The 15,033-nt window shown below is 39.9% G+C and carries 15 protein-coding genes; 2 read left to right on the top strand and 13 right to left on the bottom strand.

From position 1 onward, the window contains the following. The coding region (locus tag Aru01_RS16340; protein WP_042111622.1) for a phospholipase D-like domain-containing protein at positions 1-655 on the bottom strand (655 nt) is incomplete at its 3' end. Positions 656-755: 100 nt separating this feature from the next. Between Aru01_RS16340 and Aru01_RS16335 the strand changes: the two genes are divergently transcribed. Continuing rightward, entirely contained in the window at positions 756-1,769 is a 1,014-nt protein-coding gene (locus Aru01_RS16335; protein ID WP_016655000.1) for a metallophosphoesterase, read from the top strand. 108 nt (positions 1,770-1,877) lie between these two features. Here Aru01_RS16335 and Aru01_RS16330 read toward each other — a convergent pair whose 3' ends face one another. The 12 genes from Aru01_RS16330 to Aru01_RS16275 form a co-directional block, all read right to left on the bottom strand. Continuing rightward, positions 1,878-3,191 (bottom strand): MFS transporter, encoded by a 1,314-nt coding sequence (locus tag Aru01_RS16330; protein ID WP_016655001.1) that lies wholly within the window; start codon positions 3,189-3,191, stop codon positions 1,878-1,880. Positions 3,192-3,473: 282 nt separating this feature from the next. Next, on the bottom strand, positions 3,474-4,115 hold the full coding sequence (trhA, locus tag Aru01_RS16325) for a PAQR family membrane homeostasis protein TrhA (RefSeq protein WP_040330977.1): 642 nt from the start codon (positions 4,113-4,115) through the stop codon (positions 3,474-3,476). Positions 4,116-4,285: 170 nt separating this feature from the next. Further along, positions 4,286-4,537, bottom strand: a complete 252-nt coding sequence (locus Aru01_RS16320; protein WP_016655003.1) for a DUF2798 domain-containing protein — start codon at positions 4,535-4,537, stop codon at positions 4,286-4,288. A 163-nt stretch (positions 4,538-4,700) separates the two neighbouring features. Then, positions 4,701-5,606 (bottom strand): LysR family transcriptional regulator, encoded by a 906-nt coding sequence (locus Aru01_RS16315; protein WP_016655004.1) that lies wholly within the window; start codon positions 5,604-5,606, stop codon positions 4,701-4,703. 232 nt (positions 5,607-5,838) lie between these two features. Next, positions 5,839-7,251, bottom strand: a complete 1,413-nt coding sequence (locus Aru01_RS16310; RefSeq protein ID WP_016655005.1) for an MFS transporter — start codon at positions 7,249-7,251, stop codon at positions 5,839-5,841. Between the two features lie 27 nt (positions 7,252-7,278). After that, on the bottom strand, positions 7,279-8,496 hold the full coding sequence (locus Aru01_RS16305) for an OprD family outer membrane porin (protein ID WP_040330978.1): 1,218 nt from the start codon (positions 8,494-8,496) through the stop codon (positions 7,279-7,281). 119 nt (positions 8,497-8,615) lie between these two features. Then, positions 8,616-9,572, bottom strand: coding sequence for a PDR/VanB family oxidoreductase (locus tag Aru01_RS16300; RefSeq protein ID WP_016655007.1), 957 nt, complete (start codon positions 9,570-9,572; stop codon positions 8,616-8,618). A 63-nt stretch (positions 9,573-9,635) separates the two neighbouring features. After that, complete coding sequence (locus Aru01_RS16295) at positions 9,636-10,121, bottom strand: aromatic-ring-hydroxylating dioxygenase subunit beta (RefSeq protein WP_016655008.1); 486 nt, start codon at positions 10,119-10,121, stop codon at positions 9,636-9,638. Between the two features lie 10 nt (positions 10,122-10,131). Beyond that, the gene (locus Aru01_RS16290) at positions 10,132-11,409 is read right to left on the bottom strand and encodes an aromatic ring-hydroxylating oxygenase subunit alpha (RefSeq protein WP_016655009.1); all 1,278 of its coding nucleotides are present in this window, start codon (positions 11,407-11,409) and stop codon (positions 10,132-10,134) included. 26 nt (positions 11,410-11,435) lie between these two features. Then, positions 11,436-11,963, bottom strand: a complete 528-nt coding sequence (locus tag Aru01_RS16285; RefSeq protein ID WP_016655010.1) for a nuclear transport factor 2 family protein — start codon at positions 11,961-11,963, stop codon at positions 11,436-11,438. 9 nt (positions 11,964-11,972) lie between these two features. Further along, entirely contained in the window at positions 11,973-13,112 is a 1,140-nt protein-coding gene (locus Aru01_RS16280; protein ID WP_016655011.1) for an amidase, read from the bottom strand. Between the two features lie 253 nt (positions 13,113-13,365). Continuing rightward, positions 13,366-14,136, bottom strand: coding sequence for an AraC family transcriptional regulator (locus tag Aru01_RS16275; protein ID WP_016655012.1), 771 nt, complete (start codon positions 14,134-14,136; stop codon positions 13,366-13,368). A 98-nt stretch (positions 14,137-14,234) separates the two neighbouring features. Between Aru01_RS16275 and Aru01_RS16270 the strand changes: the two genes are divergently transcribed. Next, positions 14,235-15,033 (top strand): sulfite exporter TauE/SafE family protein (locus Aru01_RS16270; RefSeq protein WP_042111618.1); only part of this gene is annotated, 799 nt, incomplete at its 3' end.

Below are 15,033 nucleotides of genomic sequence, written 5' to 3'. Positions count from 1 at the left end.
AGCTATCACTTAAGTTGTAGTAATGGTCACTCATATTGCGACCACCAATGAGAGAAACTTGATGATCCGCCGTGAAGGTTTTATTGTGCATGCGCCGATTAATACGTTTTAAGTCCAAAACCATATCAATAGGGCGTAACTGGCGAAAACGATAGGGGTTAAATAATCTTACTTGGATATTGGCATGTTGATCTAGGGCTAAATAGATGGCTTCCATCGACTTGGCATTATTGTCATCAATGAGTAGACGAACTTTTACACCACGATCTGCTGCTTGAATAATTTTATAAAGTGCTAAAGCACCAATTTTGTCGTTATCCCAAATATAATATTGTAAGTCGAGTGTTTTTTCTGCGCGATCAATCAGTTGAATCCGTGCTGCGAAAGCTTTAAGCGGATCATAAAGCACATGGTAACCGGTAAGTTCTGGGTGTTGCGCTTTAAGCGGGTTGATGATTTGAGCCAGTGATGTTTGATGCGTATCAATATCGTAGACATATTCTGGTGTTTGCGGATACTGTTTAGGTAAAGTACTGCAACCTGACATACCCAATAAAGTTGCACTACTCAGTAAGACTGCAATATGAAAGTGCTTATTGGTGAGTTTGTTGTTGAATTGCTTTTTATCACGGGCTAAATCAGTATTTAAGGGCATAATATTTTCGCGCTAGGCTTAGGTAAACTATGTTTCAATCGCGTTGACTGTAAAAGTACTTTGCGGCATGTACTGTAGCTAAAATAATTTGAGATCATTTATGTGGACAACAAACTCTGTAACTTTGTACTTCTATCTGATTTTTGCAATACTCGCTGTGTGGGGTATTGCACAAGCTTGGAGAAGTCAATCTCGTACAGAAACTATTCATCCTTTTAAGTCCTTTGTCCATCTTTTGGCATTTTACCTGTCTTATCTACTATTTCCATTAATTTTCTATAGTTTGTATGCTGGTTGGCAGCAAATTTTCTCCATTAAACAAGCGGTCTTCATATTTTTACTGAGTGCTGTATTAATTTACGCACGCTTTATTGAACCTCATTTAATTCGTATTCAACGCGTACCATATAAACTTAGTGATACAGAACAAGGCTTTAAGAGACCAGTTCGAATTGCCTTGATTGCAGACTTGCATATTGGTTTGTTTTCTGGACATGAGCGTCAGTTAAAACAGGTGGTTGCAAAAATTAATCAAGAGCAGCCTGATCTTGTGGTGGTTGCTGGTGATTGGACTTATGAGCCTGAAAATAAACTTGTTGAAGAAATGGCTGTACTGAAAGAGATTCAAGCACCTGTGTATTCAGTCAATGGTAATCATGATGAGCAGTACCCAGGTCCGCCAATTTTAGAGCTATTGCACAGTGCTTTTGCCGCAAATAATGTTATTGATATTGAAGGTCAAATTGTTGAGTTTGACGAGTTTCGTCTGATTGGCATCGGTGATTTATGGGCTGGAAAAACCGATATGCGCTATATGCCTGACTTACCACAAGATAAACCGTGGATTATCTTATCGCACAATCCAGATACTGTAGATATGGTGCCGAAGCTTAATACACGCCCGTTAATGTTATCTGGGCATACTCATGGTGGGCAGGTAGAGTTACCTTGGCTGACGAACTATATTATGAAAAAAGTGTCAATTTTAGGACATAAACGAGGACTATATCAGCATGAAAATGCCGATGTCTTTGTGACAGTGGGTATTGGTATGGTGGGTGTACCTTTTCGCTTTTGTGTACCACCAACGATTGATATTATTGAAATTTCTTAGTTGTTGATCTAAACCCTACCTCACCTTTTCGGCATAGGTATCCACATAAAGATGTGTAGATACCTATGATTTTAAGGAGAGGTAGGGAGAGCTCTATTGAGCGTCAAATTAGATTTGGTTGTTTACATCATCGTGTTTGGTTTCTCGAATCATCATGAAGGCCAACAGCGATAAAATAGATGCAGCAGAGAGATAGTAACCTACAGCATATAAGCCATATTCAGTGGCAAGTTTCGTTGCGATCAATGGTGCAAATGATGCGCCAAAAATTCCTGCAAGGTTAAAGGTAAGGGCTGAACCTGTATAGCGAATTGAGGTTGGGAAAATTTCTGAGAGTACCGTACCGATTGGGCCATAGGTCATTCCCATCAGCGCGAGGCCTGTACATAAGAATAAGAACACCATAAGTGTACTACCAGACTCAAGCATACTTGAGAAAACTAAACCAAATAGTGCAGAAGCAATACACACACCTATCGATGTTGCTTTACGTCCGAACTTTTCAGCAAATACAGCAGATAGGGGGATAAATGCAGCAAAGCAAAGGGTTGCAACCAATTGTAATTGTAGGAAATCACTACGTGCATAACCGAGTTTGGTGGTTCCCCAGTTGAGTGCAAAAACTGTTGTGAGATAAAACACGACAAAAGTACAGATTGCTGCGATCGTTCCTAGAACGAGCATTGGGAAGTGCTGAGTAACAACAATTTTAAAGGGAATATTTACTTCTTTTTGTTTGTCGAGAACTTTTTGAAACGCAGGAGTTTCATGTAATTTTAAACGAATATACAGACCAACAATGACCAAGAGAGCACTTGATATAAAGGGAATACGCCAGCCCCAAGTCATAAAGTCTTGTTCTGACATCACCGCGCCCAAAATTAAAAATGAGCTCGTTGCGAGAATAAATCCAAGCGGTGCACCGAGCTGTGGGAACATTCCGTACCAAGCACGCTTTCCTTCAGGGGCATTTTCAGTTGCCAAGAGTACGGCACCACTCCATTCACCACCAAGTCCTAAACCTTGGCCTAAACGACAAAGAGCAAGTAATAGTGGAGCTGCGATACCGATTTGTCCATAGGTCGGGAGTAAGCCAATCACAACGGTTGAGATTCCCATAGTGAGCAGGGCTGCAACGAGTGTGGCCTTACGTCCAATACGGTCACCTAAATGTCCAAATAAAGCAGCACCAATAGGGCGGGCAATAAACGCAATAGCAAAAGTTGCTAGAGATTGAATAGTCGCTGTGGTCGGATCTGTACTTGCAGGGAAAAACAAGTGTGGAAAGATGATGACGGCCGCAGTCGCATAGATGTAGAAATCGAAGAATTCGATAGTTGTGCCAACCAAGCTGGCAAAAAGCACACGGGCTTTTGAATTGCTTGGTGTTTGAGGTTGATTGCTTAAAGTCGTTGACGCCATGATTGACCTTACACTCTATTAAAGTTGAATGATAAGGGCCGTCGCTCTGTATTTTTCCATAAATATTAAGTTTTTAAGAAGGAAAATTCCCCATCAAAGTCTAGGAGCTGGGTCTTATTGCTGTGCAATAGACGTGACTTATGACCTGAAAGTAGATACAGAACAGTTGAGACAACCCTGCTCTTTAGCGGAATCTTCTTAAAAAAGGCGTAATTTTTTAAAAAAACAACGGCATGTGAACCTTTGGAACGGTGCAGGGTCGCTGCGATGAGCCAGGAAGGATCAGATAATGTAAAGGTAGATCGAAAGAAAGTGTAATCCAGCGCCTGCCAAAACAAAAATATGCCATATTGCATGGGTATATCTTACTTTTTTTGCAGCATAAAACAAGACACCAATGCTATAAGCTAATCCACCTGCAATGAGAAGTTTTAGACAATCGGCACTTAAGTAGCGTTGCATATCATCCATGAGAAGAACTGCTAGCCAGCCCATTGCTAAATAAGCAACCAATGATAATTTCTGAAAACGATGAATAAACACCAGCTTAAATAAGGTTCCCAAGGCAGCAATCAACCAAAGGGCAATCAATAAGTAGTGTGCTTTTGCGGTGGGGATGGCAATTGAGAGAAACGGGGTGTAGGTTCCTGCAATTAAATAATAAATAGCAGTATGATCGAGTTTTTTGTACCACTGACGTTTTTTTTCATCGCGTGAATGATGATAGAGCGTGGAAGCAGAGAACAGTAAAACCATACTTGCAGCATATACAGCCAGACCTAGTTGCTGACTGGATGGAAGTTCATGTCCTTTGACTAATAACAAGATGCCAGCAATGACAGCGAATACAGCACCAAGGCCATGGCTTAATGTATTAAGTTTTTCTTCTCGTGGATCATAATCTAGCGGTGTTGAAGCGGTCATAGCGGGATGATTCATTAAAAATACACTTGTATAATAATATGCTTTGTGTGATTGGTTAAGCTTTTTTTGTGACGGTTTGTTGTTAAGTGGGTGGGTAAAGAAAACCAGAACAGTGTTCTGGTTTTCAAGTTTAAGCGAACAAGTCTACATAAAGGTTTTGCTGGTAAAGCTTAAGTGGCTTGAGTAACCAATAAAGCGGTTATTTTTTTAACAATTGGTAGGGCAAGCAATAAACTTGGAAATGCGATCAGCCAAGAGAGACCCCAAGCACTTAACCACAGCATAAATTGGAAGTGTTCAAAACCAAGACTTTTTAAGGTACTGATACATGAAACAATACATGTCATAAAGATGGATAATAACAAAGGCATGACAATGCCATTAAAACGCGCAGGTAATTTTTTTATAGTTGTAGAAGACATTATAAACTCCGTAAGTGAGGTCCATCAGACAAGTGCACCAATAGACCATACACAGCGTAAAACTGTGCAATTGTTGGTGCGTTGATTGACGTAAACGCTTACGGCTTTTATTAAGCTGAGAATATTCTCATGTAAAACTATATCGTTGTCAAGAAAACTCGAATTACTTAATTGAGAAGTTTTCTAAAATAATCTCTCTCATCCAGCTAATCGCAGAGTCATTTTTAAATAGCTTATGATAAAAGAGATTAATATCAATGGTGTTATATTCATTATCAATTTGAAATATTTTAAATTGGTTATAAAAGTTATAACGTTTAGCAATCGAGTTTGGAATAATTACACCGTAATCTGTTTTGCAAATAATATCTGGTACAGCACTATAATAAGGAATGGTAATTTTTGTGTTAAATTCAAAGTCTTTTAAAATTCGATGAATAATTTCAGAGTGACCAGTAATATTGGTATCAATTTGTACTAGCTGTAATTTTTTAAAATTAATCACTTCGTCGTTTTCAGAGATAAAGGGATGACCATCTCTAAGCATTAATACAAAATCATCTTGAAAGAGTTTTTCAATAATTAGATTTTGATTATGGTTACTGAGCTTAGGAAAGTTACCAATGGCAAAATCAATTTTTCCATCGCGCATACACATTTCGATTTCTTCTTGTTGACGTTGTACAACAGTGATTCGCGCTTTCAAGTTGGATTGATCGAGTAACATACATAAGGGTGGAATAAAATAAGCCTGAGCGAGATCAGACATACTGATAATATAATTTTCTTTTTGAGGTAAGTTATTGTTGAACCCTTGGTTATTTAGTGACAACTCGATTAATTCAATTGATTTTTTTAAGTTGGGTATAATTTTATTGGTTAGTAAAGTTGGCTCCATTTTGCCATTGCTACGTACAAATAAAAGATCGCCATAGGCCACACGGAGTTTTTTTAACAATTGGCTAACAGCAGGCTGGCTAATTTGTAAATGTTCAGCTGCTAAAGTTAAACTTCGAGTGTCATATAAAGTACAGAGTACTCGGATGAGATTGTAATCAAACTTATCCATTAATCTATCTTTTAAAACCAATATCAATTGATGGTAGCAAATTGGTATTTTTTAAAATAGCATTTTTAATGTTTTATTTTACTGACTTTAAAATTACGCTTTACTGATGGCTTAAGCTTGAAACTAAATATCTCATTCATATTTCTGTATACACGATTATTAGCTTTTTTTATTATCATAGACGATCAAATCAGGCCTGATGAATTGATCATCAAGCCTAATTGAATGTGTTTTAGGACATTAGTTTTTTAGCTAGATAGTCAGGGTTTAAAAACAGTATGCTAATGACGCCAACGATAATCATATAGATACCGATATACTCAAAGCCATGGTTCATACCAATAATTAAATTTTCTGCCATTTGAGGGCTTAATGGAACACCTTTGGCAGGTTGGATATATCCTGCGATATCCATTAAGTAACCCACCATTGTTGGCGAGACAATACCACCGATGGATGATGTCGCAACCAAAGTTGCCATGACCGCTGCACGTTGTTTAGAACATACACTAAAGCCAACAGCCATAGTCGCAAGTGGGAAACACATCGCAAAACCAGCAGCAACAGTAATTAGTGCGATTAAGATATTTCCTTGTAAATGCGGGATGAGATAAAAAGCAACACCAGAGATCAAGACCAGAAGCCCAAATATCACGCCCAATGAAGCATAAACAGTAAAGTCTTTTTTCATCATGACACGTGAAATATAACCTGCGCCAGCCAGACTTATTGCCCCCAATATCCACGGTAAACTTGAAAGCGTGGCAATAATTTCAGGCGGAAACGAGCCAATAGAAGCAATATATTTAGGTGCCCAAGTCGTTAAGAAGCCCAATGACCAGAAGCATCCTAAACCAGCTAAAAATGCTGCGATAAACATTTTTGAGAAGAACACTTTAAATATCGGCACAGGATTTAAAGTATCGACAAAATTGGCAATACTTTTACTATCGGCGTTTGGCATTGAAGTTGATGTTGCAACATCTGTTTCAACAGCGTTTTTGTCCTGATTAAAATGACTATAAGGACCTTCTTTAAAAACCATGGCCCAAACAATAGTCCAAATTAAACCAACAATGCCAAGGAAACCAAACGCCCATCTCCAACCTAAATCTGGATGCGCAATAATATAGGCAAGGATTGGTGCAGCAACTACAGGCCCGATGGTTGTTCCAGAGGCAACTAAACTACTTGGAAAGCCTCGTGTAGTGGGTTCAAACCAACCTTGCACATGGGTAAGTGAGATCGATGAAGCCGGTCCCTCTGCCGCACCTAATACAATTCGAGTAATCAGTAGGGCCATTGCACCACCGCCGAATAACATTGGGAACTGTAAAACTGCCCAACTGATTCCCATGATTAAAATTAGCCAACGAGTTTGAACTTTTTCAGCTAAAAAGCCCACAATAATGCCTGATATGGCAAATAGGAAAAAGAAAGAACTACCAATGAAGCCAAACTGAGTGCTGGTCATGCCAAGTTCAGACATTACAGATTCTGCAACGAGTCCAAGTACAGCTTTGTCGGCGAAGTTAATCATCTGGAAAATGATTAATAAAACAGTAATCAACCACGCACGCTTTAAATGTTTTTTAGACAGTATTCTATTTGAGTCGAGTTGCGATCTTTCGCTTTGCATACTCATGCTATCTTCCTTAACGTATGGTATGAATTAAAATTTAAAGGTGTAGGTGGTAATGAAACGATTTTCCTTAAAATCATTACCCAAATTATTAAGCGAACCATATTTGAAATCTGCTTTGGTATATCGCCATTCAAATCCTAAACCTTTAAGTTTACCCTCAGGAACTGTGTAGATCAGACCTGCGATCTTTTCTGTTTCCTTGTTGTCCAGTAAGTTTGGACGTTTAATTCCACTACCATGGTGATAACTTAATCTGGTTTTTAAGCCTGGGATACCCACATCCTTAAAGTCATAAATATAGTTGGCATGCCAAGTTAATTCTTCAGGGTTATAAAAAGGCAGGTTTGACCAGGCTTGTAAAAAAGGTTGAGGTGGATAGCCTGCTAAAGTTGGAAATATACTATCCCCAAAGTTTTTCTGAACGCCAGCACTAAACGTATGGTTATCCGTAGCTACGGTAGCCATGATGCCTAGTGCTTGACTGTCGATTTTTCCATAGAGTTTTTTACCTTCTTCTTTGTTGTGAAAGTAATTGCTCTCTAGTTTGAATTTTACTTGATCAAAATTTTGTTTATATGTCGCTGAAACAAAGTTCTGTTGATAAATATCTTCAAGTTGTCCAAACCAATAGGACGCTTGAAACTGTGGGCTAAAGGTATAGTCAAAACCCAATAGATTGAGACCATCACTTTCTAATCGATTGGCTTGGCCATGTAAGCTCAACTTTTCATAACGATCATCGTTACGTGCATTGATATGAGTAATCCGACCAGCTGTGACTTTTAAATTCGTTATTTCTGATGACTCTAGCATGACCCCAGCATAAGACGTGGGTAATTGGCGTGAATCATCAATAAAAACAACAGGTGTACGTGGGTTAAGCTCACCGACTTTAAGCTCTGTATTGCTGTATTTGAGTTTAAGGGTTAACCCATATTTGCCATAGTCACGATATTGCTCATTGCGACCTTTATCAAAAGGTAAGTTTGTGTCGGCACGTTCCTGATTATGATCAGTGAGTCGCAGTGCATATTTTAAACTCGCATCTACACCCACCTGAATCGGTGTGTCGGTATAACCTGATTCGTAGCGTGCCATGATCCCTTGTGACCAGCTTCCCATGTCTTTGGCAGCAGGATCTGAAAATTGGCGATCAAAATAAAAATTACGTAGATTCACAGAAAATTTGTCATCTTCTATAAAATTTGCGTACGTGTGCGGTAGGCCAAACATGATGAGACTCATGCCAGCGCATATTTGAGTTAATTTCAATGTGGTATCCTTACTACATTCAATTATTAAAAAGTCAGTGCTAAAACACAATTAGCCGCTGACTCTACTTTTGATCTCTGTTGGCTACTGAGTTAAATATCCAAAATCAAGCGTTCAGAGTTTGAGCGTGAACAACACACCAAGATTTGTTCATTGCTCTGTTTTTCTTCATCCGTTAAGTAAACATCACGGTGATCAGGTGAGCCTTCGATCACATCACACATACATGTGCCACAGACTCCTTGTTCACATGATTTTTCGACATATATTCCGTTCTTGGCTAGCGCATCTAAGATGCTTTCATCCGCTGCAACTTGGATGGTTTTCTGACTGCGCTGTGCGACAACTTCAAATGAGTCACCGTGTATATTCACTTCATTTTGGAAGATTTCACGGTGCATTTGCTCTGCTGGGAATTGATGCGTTTTGGCAAGATCAAAAACCCAATCCATAAACGGGTTTGGCCCACAGGTATAAATATGGCTTGATTTGGCCAGACTCTCAAAATGGCTGTGCAAATAGCTACGGTGATTCGCCCCTTGATCTTTAAAATGAAAGGTCACTTGTGCCGCAAAAGGGCTATTTTTCAGCTCCTCAATAAATGCAGCTTGCGCAGAACTTTGAGCACAGTAGTGTAGTTCAAATGACTGTTGGGCCTGACTGAGCTGATACGCCATACTAATAAGTGGGGTAATACCAATGCCGCCGCCAATTAAAATATGGTGATCATTTGAGTGAGCAAGTGCAAAGAGATTTTTTGGTGCGCTGATTTTTAGCTCACTACCTTGATGCAAATGATCATAGATATATTGCGAGCCACCACGCGACTGTTGATCTCTTAAAATTGCTAAACGATAGCATTGTTTTTGCGCTGGATCTTGGCATAGAGAATATTGGCGAACCATTGCATTGGGTAAATGCAGTTCTATATGCGCCCCTGCTTCAAAAGAAGGCAGGGATTCATTTTGTGTAGATTCAAGTTCAATAATCGAAATGTCAGGTCCTGCACTATAACGCTGCGTGACTTTAACTTCATATAATGGGTTCATAATATTTTAAATCTTAAGCAGATAAATATCTTGATGCTTGTACACGGGCTATTTTTCTGTGTTCTACAGAATGTAGCTAATACCAGCAAGCGTATCGGTTGAGTTGACCAAATTAATAATCTTGCGCTGAATTTTAAAACCACCCTCAGGCTGACGTTGCAAGTGATATGTCACATCAGCGGTGTAGTGGCGTAAATTTTCTTTACGGAATTCACGTAAGTTTTGTGCACAGCGCAAAGTAATCAGCTGGTCTTGTTCAGTCAGTACACGAACACGAGAGATACTCCGAACTGTATTGGCTTTTGGCGCTGTTGAGATCGCTTCACCATTCTCTAGTCGTTGTACACGTAGCTGGCGCATATGATGATTGTCATATGCATAATTCAGGCTGTTCTCATAGTCGGTTTTCAAAGGATCAATGGGAATAATATAGGCCCCAGATTGATCCCATAGATCTAACCATGCTTGGTATTCGCCATGATCTAACATGTCTGCCTCTGTCCAGATAAAAGCAGTCACTTCATTTAATAAATTTAGATTAATATTCATTGCTTGCTCCTTAAGCTGTCATCAACTTTTTCCACTGTTGATATGCGCCGCGCATACCTGTTTCGGCACTCACATCACTCTTTAAGCCATCCTCGGTTTTGACTTCACCAGGTAGACCGCGGTTCAATAAGATCCATAAGTCATTACCTGCACTGGCGCCGTGTTGTACACGTTCCCAAGCTTCAGCATCATCTGGTGTACCAAAACCAAATGGGCCTTGGAAATGTTCATGTAAACGTAAACGGTATTGATTGGCGATTTGTGGACCACCATCCATAGTAATGACCGAATGGTGAATTTCAGTTTTATTGACAGATAAAGGTTGCATCACTCGGAAAAATGCCATTGAGCAAGCAATGTTTGGGAATAAGTTCAGGTTAAATCCAGTGCCACCGACAGCACGAACAATACGGCGTACCTCTAGCTCTTCATGACCTTCGTCACGCAGTGCTTGAGCAAGATCACTAAAGCGTTCTTGAATTGGACGCTCCATAAGATCTTCTTCTAAATCAATTAACTCAGGAATCATGACCATAACACTATGACCATTGCCCAAATCTTCTACAAAGCCGGGCTGATTTTCAAAGTTAAATAATTCTTCTGTTTTATCGTCAACTGAACTTAGGAAAGATTTATGCACTAAAGGGAAGTGATAAGCATCTGTGGTATTTTCAAGTTGAATTTTCCAGTTACCAGGGAAGGTGAAGCGATGTTCGCCAAGCACTTTAACTGGGAAACCTGCCCCTTGTTTCATGAACAAATCAATCCACTTTTTCGCAGGCCCAAGGAATTCATCTAAACTTGGAATATCTTGCTTAAATGTCGCAAAAATCATGCCGTTATATTGTTCAACACGTAAGCTAATCATGGGCAGTTCATTTTTATCTAAACATTGACCATAGCTTTCTGGTGAAGGAATACCGCGTAGACTGCCATCGAGTGCATAGCTCCAGCCGTGGTAAGGGCAAACGAAACTGTTGGTTTTGCCTTTTTTCTCTTCACAAAGTGTTGCAGCACGATGGCGACAACGGTTGAGTAGCACATGCACTTGTTTTTTTCGGTCACGAACCACAACGACAGGTTGCTCACCAATATTCATGGTTTTAAAATTACCACTTTCTGGAATTTCGCTGGCATGAGCAACCCAAACCCAAGTGCTATAAAAGATTTTTTCCATCTCATCACTGAAGATTTTTTCATCTTTATACAACGAGGTGTGTACACGGTCGCTTTGTACTAAGCTGGCATAATCTGTTTCTACATTTTGTAATGCAATTAAATTACTCATCTCAATTATCCTTTTACGGGTCCTGTTTAGGACTGTTCCTGTATTACATGTGTAGATGGCACGGGTAATTCCGCTGTACTGTGCCAGTGTGATACTGGTCGGCTGAATATATTTTCAGTTTGGAAATGTTTGATTTTCCAAGTGCCATCATCTTGTTGCTTAAAATTCACAGTCAGCTTGGCTGCATTTAAATGGCTTTGCCCATTGTGAAAGGTTGAGGTTTGCAGCATTTGCCATGTTGCAAAGGCCTCATGGCCTTGTACGTTGATTTGTTCTGAACTGACAAAGTGTGCGTTCATCACAAAATGTGTTTGGCCTTGGATATAACTGAGAAACATGTCATGGATGGCTTGCCAAGAGGCATAACGACCAAATGATTGTGCATATTTCTCACCAATACCCTCCCAAATACTGTCTGCGTCAAATAACGCCATTAACTGCATGAGGTCAGTATTTGCATCGAGTTGATCGCAGATTTGCATATAACGATTGATACAATTTCGAATCGCGTTATGAGCCTCTAACTGCGCTAATCGGCTGAGGATGTCTTGCATGGGAATAACTCATTGTTCTGCTGGCTTATTTGCTTGCTCTACAAGGTATTTTGCGATCAGACATAATTTTTCGTCTTGACCATGTTTAGCGATGATTTGTAATCCGACAGGTTGGCCTTGTTCTGTTTGCAAGGGTAGTGACAGAGCAGGGTGACCTGAAAGGTTAAATGGTCGAACCAATGCAGTGAGTTGCAGTAAGTTGTGTGCCTGCTCTACTTGGCTTAAGGTTGGGACCTGTTGCGGTAAGGTTGGCAAAATTAATACGTCTGCCTGCTCAAGCAATTGATCAATTTCCTGACAGAACAATCTGCCAAGTTCTTGGGCTTGATCACGATGTTGCTCACTACTGTTCACCGCATTTTTTAAACGTTGCTCTACATCTGCTCCCAACTTTCCACTTGAGATCAAATGTGAAAAAGCTTGGTAGTTTTCATAGTTTATGATGTGCATGGCAGCATCAAAAGCTTCTCCGATATAGCGTGGAGCTGTAGATGAATACTCTTGAACGCCAGCGCGCTTTAAAAAAGCATCGATGCTTTGCCAAATTTGCTGCTCTGCGACCACATCTAAGAGCATGACTTTTAAATGATCAAAATCGATATCTACCGCTTTGGTCAGATCAAAAAGTGGATCGATCATGTGCATCGCTTGGATCAGCTGAGGCATGTCGGCTGCCAATGGGCCGACACAATCTAAAGAAGAATGAGCGGGTAAAACACCTTTTCTGCTGATTCGTGAAAAAGTGGGTTTTAAACCAAAAACACCACAGCATGCTGCAGGCATACGAATAGAGCCGCCAGTATCTGTGCCTACAGCGAAATCACATAAACCCGCAGCCACGGCTGCCGCTGAACCACTAGACGATCCACCTGGGATTAAATCAGGATATAGCGGATTAATTGGCGTACCCGTATAGTGATTAATGCCAGTAATACCAAAAGCCAATTCGTGTAAATTGGTTTTGCCTAAAATCAGACCATCCTGTTGAAGAATACGTTCAACGACTTCAGCATTTTGACTCGCTTGGGGAGAATCTTCTAAAGCCCGGCTTCCTGCCTGAGTTACTGTGTTTTCAATATCAATACTGTCTTTAATCAGGACTTTAACCTTGCCCTGACCAAGTACGAGCGGATGCACAATAACAGTCATAATTACTCCATGTTTAGTTACGACTTGTGCAGCATTTTAAAAACCAAATGCTGTGCTCGGATTTATAGTCAAAATACGGGGGCTAAACAAATAATGGTGGCTTATACAAGGTGTTAAGCTATAACGATTTCATATAGTTGTTTTTTATTGTGTATATAAATCAGGTGTTTAGTTGTATATGGTTTTAGGGGGGATGAGCAGGTTCTTTATCGAATAAAAGATATTTGCGCACTCTATGTCGAGTTAAATACCTTTAGCTGATGTTGTTGTTATGCATATATCGACTTGGACTAATGGCTAAAATCCGCTGAAACATGGTGCTAAACGCAGCAGGATTTTTAAAACCAAAATCATAGGCGATTTTTTGAATGGGCTGATTTTTCATTAGGCGTTCTAAACTTAATAATACACAGGCATGTTGGCGCCATTTTGAAAAGGGCATACCAACCTCTTGTTTAAATAAACGACTAAAATGCCGTTCACTCATATGAAGTTCAGCTGAGATGTGTTCTGGAGATAAATGAATATTTGGCGCTTTTAAAAACTTTTGGCAAATTGCTAAGAGCTCTTTGTTTTCAGGTAAGGGCAAATGTAGGTCAATGTTTGGTGCAGCAGAGAGTTCTTCTAAAATTAAATCAAACAATAAATGATCGCGTGTATTAAAAGGTTCATTGATTTTTGGAGCGCTTAGGAGTAGCTGTCTCAGCAGTGGTGAAATCGCCAGTACTTCACAGTGCTGACTATGCCTAGGACTATGTTTAGCGAGGATATATAAACTACAGGTTTTGACATTAAACAGGGTGAGTTTATGTGGAACGAGAGGTGGGATCCAAACTGCACGCTCTGGAGGAATAATCCAATTGCCTTGTGGTGTTTCTACATGCATGACACCTTCAGCGCCGTAGAGTAATTGAGCACGTTGATGGTGATGCATTTCCAAAACTTGATTGGGTGCATATTGTGTTTCAATGGCAATCATTTTTTGCTGTAAATGTTCCACACTATGTATAGAAATTTGCTGCATGGATAATGTCTGATTTGAGTAGTTAAAAGCGGAATATAACAAAATTGCAGGAGTAAAAACCTCTTAGACTGTGATTTATTTGTTATTGGTTATCCATTATGGAGCTGTATTTTTTATTGCTTGCTGCGGGGTGTATCAGTGGGATGTTGACGATTCTGTTTGGTTTTGCCGGTGGTTTCGTTGTTGTACCATTGGTTTATGCCACCATTCGATTTCATGCTGTAGCAGGAAGTGCCGCTTATGAGTTGGCATTTAAAAGTGCAATTGCTAGTTCACTATTATTGATGATTATCAACTCAGGGCTAGCCAGTTACCAGCAGTATAAAATGGGCAGAATTAAATGGCCTTATGTATTTCCTCTTGCCTATTGGATTGCTGCAGGTGCAGTACTCGGAACTTTCGGGTCGTTCTACTTATCGGCAAATTTTTTAAAATGGGCGTTTGTGATTTATTTAGCGGTGACGATTGCCGATTGCATGTTGCGTCAAATCAAACAACATCAGGATCAGACTCAAAACATACGTGGGCTGACCTCTAGTGAGCAAAGTCTAGGTGGAATAGTGATTGGGGCAGTCGCTGCGGCTTTGGGAGTCGGGGGAAGTGTGATGACCGTACCTTTATTTCGTCGCTGTGGTTTAAATATGTCTTCTTCGGTTGCACTGGCCAATCCATTAAGTATGCCATTGGCAATCGCTGGAACAAGCACTTTTATTGTGGGATATTGGCTACAGCCTCTACAGTTAGGTACTCATTTTATTGGTTATTTTTACTATCCAGCCTTGTTGTGTTTAGTCATTGGTGGCTATATAGGGATGAAGATTGCAGCGCCTTGGAGTAATAAGTTATCGAATCGTATCCATGAACGTGGTTATATCGTTTTACTCGCTTTAGTACTGC

Source organism: Acinetobacter rudis (genome assembly GCF_000829675.1).
GTDB lineage: Bacteria > Pseudomonadota > Gammaproteobacteria > Pseudomonadales > Moraxellaceae > Acinetobacter > Acinetobacter rudis.
This window is presented reverse-complemented; position numbering and strand designations above follow the sequence as displayed.

Excerpts from the sequence above, each read along its gene's own strand:
- Aru01_RS16335 (WP_016655000.1), top strand. The coding sequence starts at position 756 with ATGTGGACAACAAACTCTGTAACTTTGTACTTCTATCTGATTTTTGCA.
- Aru01_RS16285 (WP_016655010.1), bottom strand. The coding sequence starts at position 11,963 with ATGCAAGACATCCTCAGCCGATTAGCGCAGTTAGAGGCTCATAACGCG.
- Aru01_RS16300 (WP_016655007.1), bottom strand. The coding sequence starts at position 9,572 with ATGAACCCATTATATGAAGTTAAAGTCACGCAGCGTTATAGTGCAGGA.
- Aru01_RS16290 (WP_016655009.1), bottom strand. The coding sequence starts at position 11,409 with ATGAGTAATTTAATTGCATTACAAAATGTAGAAACAGATTATGCCAGC.
- Aru01_RS16315 (WP_016655004.1), bottom strand. The coding sequence starts at position 5,606 with ATGGATAAGTTTGATTACAATCTCATCCGAGTACTCTGTACTTTATAT.
- Aru01_RS16275 (WP_016655012.1), bottom strand. The coding sequence starts at position 14,136 with ATGCAGCAAATTTCTATACATAGTGTGGAACATTTACAGCAAAAAATG.
- Aru01_RS16320 (WP_016655003.1), bottom strand. The coding sequence starts at position 4,537 with ATGTCTTCTACAACTATAAAAAAATTACCTGCGCGTTTTAATGGCATT.
- Aru01_RS16280 (WP_016655011.1), bottom strand. The coding sequence starts at position 13,112 with ATGACTGTTATTGTGCATCCGCTCGTACTTGGTCAGGGCAAGGTTAAA.
- trhA (WP_040330977.1), bottom strand. The coding sequence starts at position 4,115 with ATGACCGCTTCAACACCGCTAGATTATGATCCACGAGAAGAAAAACTT.
- Aru01_RS16330 (WP_016655001.1), bottom strand. The coding sequence starts at position 3,191 with ATGGCGTCAACGACTTTAAGCAATCAACCTCAAACACCAAGCAATTCA.
- Aru01_RS16310 (WP_016655005.1), bottom strand. The coding sequence starts at position 7,251 with ATGAGTATGCAAAGCGAAAGATCGCAACTCGACTCAAATAGAATACTG.
- Aru01_RS16305 (WP_040330978.1), bottom strand. The coding sequence starts at position 8,496 with ATGAGTCTCATCATGTTTGGCCTACCGCACACGTACGCAAATTTTATA.
- Aru01_RS16295 (WP_016655008.1), bottom strand. The coding sequence starts at position 10,121 with ATGAATATTAATCTAAATTTATTAAATGAAGTGACTGCTTTTATCTGG.